Source organism: Arthrobacter sp. SPT-J7 (genome assembly GCF_059089965.1).
Genome location: NZ_JBNHFF010000131.1, coordinates 1 through 9257, shown reverse-complemented (window position 1 = coordinate 9257; position 9257 = coordinate 1). Strand labels below are relative to the sequence as shown.

General features: G+C 66.1%; 8 protein-coding genes and 1 pseudogene. 4 read left to right on the top strand and 5 right to left on the bottom strand.

What is annotated here, in order from left to right:
• Both AC5RWX_RS26640 and nirB read right to left on the bottom strand, forming a co-directional pair.
• A pseudogene (locus tag AC5RWX_RS26640) lies at positions 1–141 on the bottom strand (uroporphyrinogen-III C-methyltransferase); the annotation flags it as partial.
• A gap of 2 nt (positions 142–143) precedes the next feature.
• On the bottom strand, positions 144–2804 hold the full coding sequence (gene nirB / locus AC5RWX_RS26635) for a nitrite reductase large subunit NirB (protein WP_494099278.1): 2661 nt from the start codon (positions 2802–2804) through the stop codon (positions 144–146).
• A 270-nt stretch (positions 2805–3074) separates the two neighbouring features.
• On the opposite strand from nirB, the gene nirD reads away from it, so the two are divergent.
• Positions 3075–3455: a nitrite reductase small subunit NirD gene (gene nirD / locus AC5RWX_RS26630; RefSeq protein WP_494099277.1), complete on the top strand. Its 381-nt coding sequence runs from the start codon at positions 3075–3077 to the stop codon at positions 3453–3455.
• A gap of 25 nt (positions 3456–3480) precedes the next feature.
• Here the strand turns inward: nirD and AC5RWX_RS26625 are convergent, their stop codons facing one another.
• Positions 3481–5232 (bottom strand): phospho-sugar mutase, encoded by a 1752-nt coding sequence (locus tag AC5RWX_RS26625; RefSeq protein WP_494099276.1) that lies wholly within the window; start codon positions 5230–5232, stop codon positions 3481–3483.
• 138 nt (positions 5233–5370) lie between these two features.
• Complete coding sequence (locus tag AC5RWX_RS26620; RefSeq protein WP_494099275.1) at positions 5371–6189, bottom strand: purine-nucleoside phosphorylase; 819 nt, start codon at positions 6187–6189, stop codon at positions 5371–5373.
• 107 nt (positions 6190–6296) lie between these two features.
• On the opposite strand from AC5RWX_RS26620, the gene AC5RWX_RS26615 reads away from it, so the two are divergent.
• From AC5RWX_RS26615 to AC5RWX_RS26605, 3 genes are all read left to right on the top strand, one after another.
• Positions 6297–7712: an NAD(P)H-quinone dehydrogenase gene (locus AC5RWX_RS26615; protein ID WP_494099274.1), complete on the top strand. Its 1416-nt coding sequence runs from the start codon at positions 6297–6299 to the stop codon at positions 7710–7712.
• Between the two features lie 132 nt (positions 7713–7844).
• On the top strand, positions 7845–8105 hold the full coding sequence (locus AC5RWX_RS26610) for a hypothetical protein (RefSeq protein WP_494099273.1): 261 nt from the start codon (positions 7845–7847) through the stop codon (positions 8103–8105).
• An 11-nt stretch (positions 8106–8116) separates the two neighbouring features.
• Complete coding sequence (locus AC5RWX_RS26605; protein ID WP_494099272.1) at positions 8117–8302, top strand: PspC domain-containing protein; 186 nt, start codon at positions 8117–8119, stop codon at positions 8300–8302.
• Between the two features lie 10 nt (positions 8303–8312).
• Here AC5RWX_RS26605 and AC5RWX_RS26600 read toward each other — a convergent pair.
• On the bottom strand, positions 8313–9257 hold a 945-nt coding region (locus AC5RWX_RS26600), incomplete at its 5' end, for an FAD-dependent oxidoreductase (protein WP_494099271.1).

Genomic DNA, 9257 nt, shown 5'->3' with positions numbered 1-9257 from the left:
ATCATGGCGGGCGCCCCGGGGGGTGCTGAGACGGTAGACGAGGGCGCCGGCGGCTTGGTAGCGGCGGACCGCCTGGCGTGCGGCGTGGTCCGAGCCGGTGACCAGGACCTCGCGGCCGGTGAGATCAATGCTGAGCTGCATGCCTATACCTCGTTCTTGTCGAGCAGGTCGGGAGTGGAGGGCCGGACGGGGATGGAAGCCCCGATCAGGACTGGTTGCTGGACGGCTGCCGCCTTTTCCTCCACGGTGGCAGGGCGCATCTGCCCGCGCTCGTCCGGGACGAAGGTGATGGAGTCGTCCTTCTGGTCGGGGGCGTTGACGAAGGAGCGGAACCGGCGCAGGCGCTCGGGGTCCTTGAGGGTGTCCGCCCACTCGTCGACGTAGGTGTCCACGTGCTTGGCCATGGCCGCCTCGAGGTCCTCGGCAATGCCCAGGGTGTCCTTGACCACCACGTCCTCAACATGCTTGATGCCGCCGTCGAGCTCTTCCTGCCAGCGTGCGGTGCGCTGCAGACGGTCTGCGGTGCGGATGTAGTACATAAAGTAGCGGTCGATGTACTTAATAAGGGTTTCGTCGTCCAGGTCCTTGGCCAGCAGCTGCGCGTGGGCGGGGGTGGCACCGCCGTTGCCGCCGACGTACAGGTTCCAGCCGTCGGCAGTGGCGATCACGCCTACGTCCTTGCCGCGCGCCTCGGCGCACTCACGTGCACAGCCGGAGACGCCCATTTTGAGTTTGTGCGGGCTGCGCAGGCCGCGGTACCGCAGTTCCAGCTGGATGGCCATGGCCACCGAGTCCTGGACGCCGAACCTGCACCAGGTGGAACCGACGCAGGACTTCACCGTGCGCAGGCTCTTGCCGTACGCCTGGCCGGATTCGAAGCCGGCGTCCACGAGTTCCTTCCAGATTTCCGGGAGCTGTTCCAGGCGTGCCCCGAACATGTCGATCCGCTGGCCGCCGGTGATTTTCGTGTACAGGTTGTACTTTTCGGCCACGGCAGCGATGACGCCGAGCTTCTTCGGGCTGATTTCGCCGCCGGCGATGCGGGGGACCACGGAGTAGGTACCGTCCTTCTGCATGTTGGCCAGGGCACGGTCGTTGGTGTCCTGCAGGGTGCCGCGGCCGGCGTCAAGGACGTAGGCGCTGTTCTGGCTGGCCAGGATGTTGGCGATGGTCGGCTTGCAGATATCACAGCCCGCTCCCGTGCCGTACTTGGCCATGATCTCCTCGAAGGAGGCCAGCTCCAGGACCCGGATCGCGTCGAAGAGTTCCTGGCGGGACAGCTCGATGTGCTCGCAGAGGGCCTTGGAGACCTCGACGCCGGACTTGGTCAGCTCGGTTTCCAGCAGCTTCTTGAGCATGGGAACACAGGAACCGCACTGGGTGCCGGCCCGGGTGCAGCCCTTCAGCTCGCCCAGTTCCTGCACCGGGGCGTTGCCCTCGCAGGCACCGCAGCCATTAATGGCGTCGCGGATGCTGCCGGCGGTGACGTTGTTGCAGGAGCAGAGGGTGGCGTCGTCCGGGAGTTCGGTTTCAGGAGCCTCGCCGCCGCCCGCGGCACTGAGGAACGCACCCGGCTCGGCGGGAAGCTCGCGGCCCAGCAGCGGACGCAGGCTCATGTACGGTGAAGCGTCGCCCACGAAGATGCCGCCCAGCAGGGTCTTGGCATCGTCGGTGGTGACAATCTTCTGGTAAACGCCGCGGGCAGGGTCGGCGTAGACAATCTCAAGGGCGTGTTCGGTCTTGGCGAAGGCGTCGCCGAAGCTGGCAACGTCCACGCCGGAGAGCTTGAGCTTCGTGGCGGTGTCGAAGCCGGGGAAGGTGGCGTCGCCGCCGTGGAGGCGGTCAGCTACGATCTCGGCCATGGTGTTGGCGGGGGCCACCAGGCCCAGGCACATGCCTTCGAAGTTGGCCACTTCACCGATGGCCCAGATGCCGGGTACTTCCGTGGCGCAGTAGTCGTTGATGACGACGCCGCCGCGCTGGCCGAGGCTGAACAGCTGCTCCTCGCCTTCGGCCGCGCGGAAGAGTTCGTCGCGCGGCCGGACGCCGATGGCGACGATCACGAGGTCTGCGTCGATAACGCGGCCATCGGCCATGAGGACTCCGGTGACCTGTCCGTCGTCGTCAGACAATACTTCCGACGGGAAGACGCCGCCGTGGACTTCGAAGCCCTTGGCTTTGATCAGCCGGCCCATTGCCTGGCCCGCGCCTTCGTCGAGCTGGGTGGCCATCAGCCACTGGGAACCGTCGATGACGATGGGGTTGGCCCCCAGCTGCTCCGTGCCGGCCGCGGACTCAAGCCCGAGAAGGCCTCCACCGATGGTGACGGCGTTGACCTTGCGGCCGAGCTTCCCGGTGAGTTCGGCAATGGCCTTGTTGATGGCCCAGACGTCCTCGAGCGTGCGGTAGACGTGTGTGTGCTCGGCGCCGGGGATCGGCAGGCGGGCGGCGTTCGAACCGGTGGCCACCACCAGTTCGTCGTAGGCGAAGCTATTGCCTGCAGCGGTTTCCACTGTCCTGGCTTCGGCATTGATTTTAAGGACGCGCTCGCCCGTCTTCAGCTCAAGGGAAGGATGGTCCCACATGGACGCCGTTCCCAGGGTCAGGTCCACATTTTTGTCCGTCAGGGCCTTGCTGAGTGCAACGCGGTCGTAGGGCAGGTGGGCTTCCTCAGTGAGGACCGTGACATGCCAGCCATCGAGGCCACGGGCATGCATTGCGTCCGCAAAACGGTGGGCCGCGGGGCCGCCGCCGGCGACGACAATGCGGCGCGGAGTCTCTGTGCTTGAAGTCTGTTCGGTCACTGTGGGCCTTTCGCATGGGCCGCAGTGTATTACTGCAGCCTTCTCTGTCGAGCTGTCCATCCAGACTAGGGAGACGCAGTTTCGCTTCAGTTTCCCAATTGTTTCGTCAACTTAACTTCTGCATCACGAACGCGTTTCCGGCAGCGTGAGGTGTCTTTTACGCGCTGGACACATTCGCTGCACCCCCTTGAAACACCGGGAGCCTAGCGTGGAACACGGCCGCAGAGGCAGCCAATCGCAAGGACTACACGCACAGGGAGAGGGGCCGACATGACGGCAACACTGGAACTTGGGGCACTCGCAGCCGGCATCGACGAGCCCGTAACCGGCGCCGGCTGGCACCGCGTCTGCCTGGTGGATGACCTGGAACCGGCCTGGGGCGAAGCAGCCCTCATCGCGGGACGACAGATCGCACTCTTCCGCACCGGAGCCAACGAAGTTTTCGCGGTGGCACACGAGGACCCGGCCACCGGCGCCCACGTGATGGCGCGGGGAATCCTCGGATCACGGGGCGCCCGTCCCACCATCGCTTCACCGCTGCACAAAGAGGTCTACGACCTGGAGACCGGTAAATGCTTCAGTACCCCGGGCCTGAGCCTTGCAACCTTCAGCACCCGGATCATCGGCGGTTTCATCGAGATCGAGCTGTAACAGGTTTTTTAGCGCGGGGCCCGGGCTAAAGCCCCAGGGCCTCACTGACGTCTTGCAGCACCTCATCCAGCGCTGCCCGCGCCGCCAGCCGGGCCTCCGGCAGTTCGGCCGCGGTACCCACGTGGTGGATCACTTCGAGGTAGCACTTGAGCTTGGGCTCGGTGCCGCTGGGCCGGATGATCACCCGGGTGAGGTCCCTTGTGAGGTAAAGAAGCCCGTCGGTGGGAGGTAGCTGCTCGGCACCTTCAGCCAGGTCCGTGAAAACCTCCACCGCGGATGACCCGAAGGACTCGGGCGGGCTGACCCGGAGACGGTTCATCATGGCGTCCAACAGGCCCAGGTCCGCCACCCGGATGCTGAGCTGGTCGCTGGCGTGCAGGCCGTGCTGCAGGTACAGCTCGTCCAGGGTGTCGAAGATGGTTTTCCCGCCAGCCTTTGCGGCGGCCGCAAGTTCCGCGATCAGCACCGCCGCGGAGATGCCGTCCTTGTCCTTCACAACATCAGGCGCCACGCAGTAGCCCAAGGCTTCCTCATAGCCGTACAGCAGGCCGGGCACCCGCGAAATCCACTTGAATCCTGTCAGCGTTTCTTCATGCGCGTAGCCTGCCGCCGCGGCGATCCGCGCCAGGAGCCGTGAGGACACTATTGAATTCGCAAAAACGCCGTGGCTGTCCCTGTCGCCGTCATCACCGTCAGCGGCCGCCAGGCGCGCCACAATGTGGGCTCCCAGCAACGCGCCAACTTCGTCTCCCCGGAGCATCCGCCAGGCGCCGGTGTCCGGATCCTTCGCCGCAACTGCCGCCCTGTCGGCGTCGGGGTCATTGGCTATCACAATGTCAGCGTCGAGGCGTTCGGCTGTTTCAAGCGCCAGGTCCAGCGCTCCCGGTTCCTCGGGGTTCGGGAAGCTGACCGTGGGAAAGTCCGGGTCCGGATCTGCCTGTTCCGCCACGAGGGTCACGCCGGTGAAACCTGCAGCCTTCAGCACCGCCTTCGCGGTTTCGCCGCCCACACCATGCATCGGCGTGAGAACGATGCGCAGGTCACGGGCGGGGAAGCGCTCCGGAAGGGCCAGCGCCGCGGTGGCCTGTTCGTAATCGGCAGCCAGCGACCCGTCGAGCACTGTCCAGCCGCTGGGGGCAAGGACAATGGACTCCACCGGTCCCACAGCGTTAATCCGGGCCGCAATCTCCTGGTCGTAAGGTGCCACGATCTGTGCGCCGTTGCCGCTCTCCGTAACGGCATGGCGGCCCAGGTAGACCTTGTAGCCGTTGTCCTGCGGCGGGTTGTGGCTGGCCGTGACCATCACGCCGCCGTCACACTCCAGGGCCCGCACAGCGTAAGCCAGCAGGGGAGTGGGCAGCGCCGCCGGCATCAGGAAGGCTTCTATCCCCGCCGCGGTGAAGATGGCGGCGGTTTCTTCAGCGAAGATATCCGAGTTGTAGCGGGCGTCATAGCCGACGACGGCGCGGGGCCGGGTCCCCGGGGAGGCCTCGCCCACCGCCTGGAGCAGGAAGTCCGCCAGGCCGGCAGCGGTCCTGCGGACCACCATCCGGTTCATCCGGTTGGGTCCGGGGCCAAGCGCCGCCCGCAAGCCGGCCGTACCGAACTGCAGTGTCCCGCGGAAGCTGTCTTCGAGTTCCTGCCGGGCTGCCGGGGCGCCTTCTCCAACGAGCCGGACGAGTTCCAGGAGGGAAGCCGAGGTTTCGGGATCCGGGTCCTGGGCGGCCCATTCGCGGGCTTCGGTGAGCAGGCGGAAATCGGCATCGGAGGACGTCATGGGCATAACGCTATCGTCATTGACTCCCGAACTCTTGCCGCCTGTCGTTGAAACGGCAAAAATTCCCGCCCCTGCCCTGGCTTCTAAAGCCGCGCCGCCTGCCTGGCTGAACCAGCGCGGGCGTGGCCTCGAACTGGTTCAGAGTTTGCCGATGATTTCAGCAAGGAGTTTGGAAATCCGCGGGCCTGCAGCCTGTCCTGACTCAAGGACTTCCTCGTGGCTGAGGGGTTGCGGGCTGATCCCGGCCGCGAGGTTGGTGACGAGCGAGATACCGAAGACTTCCATCCCGGCGTGGCGTCCGGCGATGGCCTCCAAAGCCGTGGACATCCCCACCAGGTCGGCACCGATGCGCTTCGCGTACTGCACCTCGGCCGGCGTTTCGTAGTGCGGGCCGGGGAACTGGGCGTAGACACCCTCCTCCAGCGTTGCGTCAACTTCCCGGGCCAGTCCGCGGATCCTGGCCGAGTAGAGATCTGTCAGGTCAACGAACGTGGCGCCCTCCAGGGGTGAGGCGGCAGTGAGGTTGATGTGGTCACTGATCAGCACCGGCGTCCCGGGAGCCCAGTTTTCGTTCAGGCCGCCGCAGCCATTGGTAAGCACCAGGGTGCTGCAGCCGGCAGCCGCCGCCGTCCTGATGCCATGCACGACGGCACGGACGCCTTTGCCCTCGTAGTAGTGGGTCCGTGCACCCAGGACCAGCGCCCGCTTGCCCTCCTTGGTGAGTACCGAGCGGATGGTGCCCACGTGCCCAACAACAGCGGGAGCGTGGAAGCCGGGGACCTCCTCGGCGGAGAGGGTGGCTGTGGTTTCGCCGATGAGGTCGGCCGCCTCGGCCCAGCCGGAGCCGAGCACGAGGGCGACGTCGTGGCTGTCCACGCCTGTTTCCTCGGCAATGTACTCGGCGGCGGCGCGTGCAGCAGCGAAGGGATCGGTCTTCAGGAAGTCTGTTGTACTCACTGGTACAAGTTATCCTGCCGCTCCGTGCGCGCCCACCCCCTGGCCGGATCCGTCCAGAGACCGTTTTCTTTGGTGGTCCGGCTGCGGATGCAGGAGAATGGTTGTTTGTGACTACGCACCCAGATTTCAGCTCACCCCGGATCGCAATCCTGGGAGGTGGTCCCGGCGGATACGAAGCCGCCATGGTGGCCGCCTCGCTCGGAGCGCAGGTCACGATCATCGAACGGGCGGGGCTGGGTGGCTCGGCCGTGCTGACCGACGTCGTACCGTCCAAGACGCTGATTGCCACGGCGGACCTGATGACCCGCGTCGCCGAGGCGGGGGAGCTGGGCGTGAAGTTCGACGTCGACGGCGGCGACTTTCTGCCCGTGATGCGTGCGGACCTCAAACACATCAATCACCGCCTCCTTAACCTGGCGCGCAGCCAGTCCAAGGACATCCACGACGGACTGGTCCAGCAGGGCGTGCGCATCCTGGCCGGGTCCGGCAGGCTCCTCAACGACCACACGATCGAGGTCCTCACGGCCGAGGGCACCGAGACGGTCGAGGCGGACACCATCCTCCTTGCAGTGGGCGCCCATCCGCGTGAGCTTGCCACGGCCCGGCCGGACGGCGACCGGATTCTGAACTGGACGCAGATCTACGACCTCGATGAACTGCCCGAGGAACTGATTGTGGTGGGTTCGGGCGTGACCGGGGCCGAGTTTGCCTCCGCGTACAACGGCCTGGGCTCCAAGGTCACGCTGATTTCGAGCCGCGACCGCGTGCTTCCGGGATCCGATGTGGACGCCGCAGTCGTGCTGGAGGAAGTGTTCGAGCGCCGGGGCGTCCGGGTCCTGTCCCGTTCCCGCGCGGAGGCCGTGGAACGGACGGACGACGGGGTTGTGGTCACCCTCAGCGACGGCTCCAAAGTCACCGGCAGCCACTGCCTCCTGTGCCTGGGCTCCATTCCCAACACCGCCGGCATTGGACTCGACGAGGCCGGCGTGGCGCTCAGCGAGAGCGGCCACATCAAGGTGGACGGCGTCTCACGGACGTCCGCGCCTAACATCTACGCCGCAGGCGACTGCACCGGGGTGCTTCCGCTTGCCTCTGTGGCCGCCATGCAGGGCCGCATCGCGGTGGCCCACTTTATGGGGGACACCGTCACCCCGCTCAAGCTGCACCAGGTGGCGTCCAACATTTTCACCTCGCCCGAGATTGCCAACGTAGGGGTGTCCGAGGCGGAGATCGACTCCGGCAAGTACCAGGGCGATGTGGTCAAGCTTTCCTTGCGCAGCAATGCCCGTGCCAAGATGCGCAACCACAAGGACGGCTTTGTGAAGATCTTCGCCCGAAAGGGCTCCGGTACGGTGATCGGCGGCGTTGTGGTGGGGCCGAACGCTTCCGAGCTGATCTTCCCGATTTCCATCGCCGTCAAGCAGAAGCTGCACGTGGACGACGTCGCCAGCACCTTCACGGTGTATCCGTCCCTGACGGGATCCATTTCCGAGGCTGCGCGCCGCCTGCACGTCCACCTGTAGGTGGTTAAACGCGCAGCGGGAGTCTGGACCGCTCCCATGCCAACTGCATAGACTCCTCAAAGGACCGGCCGGGAATTTCATCAGGAATTTCCCGGCCGTCCCTGCATCAGCCATCGACGCAAGGAGAAGCCCGTGGAACTAAAGGACGTCACATGGAATGAGCAGGCCCGGGAGAAGATCCTGCTCGACGCTGACAGGGCCCTGCAGGAGGCGGTCCAGGAAGCAGCGTCCACTCTGTCCAACGCAGACAAGGACGAGGTGTACAAGTTCCTTTTTGAGCAGCTGAAGGACAAGTTCGTCGACTTCCAGCCCGGACCGGACCTCACCCGCTACGCGGAGGCTGTAGCCAACGGGGACTTCAGCTCCAACGGCGCCTCCGGCACGGAAGCTTAGGGAAACAGGCCATGACAACAGCCCTCGTCCGTCCCCGCAGCGGCAAGATCATCGGCGGCGTCTGCGCTGCCCTTGCAGCACGGTACGGGCTCCCGAAATTCCTCGTCCGGCTGGGCTTCGTGATTTTCGGCCTGGTAGGGATCGGCGAACTGGTCTATATCGCGCTCTGGATCCTCATCCCGAAGTCGCCCGTGTAACAGCCCGGGGTCAGGGGGCGGCTGGGGAGGCGGAGACCGCCTGGAAATGATTTTCGATCAGCCCCTTGATGTCCTCGTGGCAGCCGCCGCAGCCGGTCCCGGCCCGGGTTTCCCTGGAGACCTCGGCCACGGTTGAGCAGCCTTCCTCCACGGCGCCCGCGATCGCGGCACCGCTGACGCCCGCACACCGGCAAACAGTTCCCTGCGGGTCCGCAGCAGCACCAGCGAGCTGGTCCGGCCCGTCGAGGCGAAGCAGCAGCGACCTGTCGGCGGGCAGTTCCGCGCCGCGTTCAAACAGTCCCACCAGCTCCGCTGCCGTCCGCGGCATACCCACGGCCACGATGCCCTCCAGGACGCCGCCGCGGGTGGTCATCTTTACGTACCGGCCGTGTTCCGGGTCCGCCCACTGCGCAACCTGCAGGCGCGGACGGCCGTCGACGGCACCGGCCGTGAGGATCTCCTCGTCCCACGGTTCAGCAGTGTTGTCGCCGGCCACTGCCATGTTCATGCCGCGTGCCTTCAGGACAATGACGCCGGCCTGCTCGCCCGGCAATTCCGGCAGCAGCCCGGCTGCCTCTGGAGCAGACGCCAGGAGGGTGAGGTATTCGGCCAGCCATTCGGCCTGCCGCCATCCGGGGCCGACCAGCCCGGACGGGCCTTTGGCGTTCCGGCACTGCGCGCAGTCCGGATCGGGGCAACGTACCTCGGCGCAGTCGCCGATGGCGAAGATGTGCGGTTCGTGGTGGGCCCGCAGCCGGTGGTCCACCAGGATCCCGGCGGAGGTGGAGAGCCCGGAGCCCTCTGCCAGTTCCGTCCGGGGACGGACGCCGCAGGAGATGACCAGCAGGTCGCCGTCGATCGCGGAGCCGTCGTCAAGCAGCAGGGCCGAGAACCCGCCGTCGGGCCCGTTGTGCTCCACCCCGGTGGAGCGTGCGTTGCCGGCCATCCGGACACC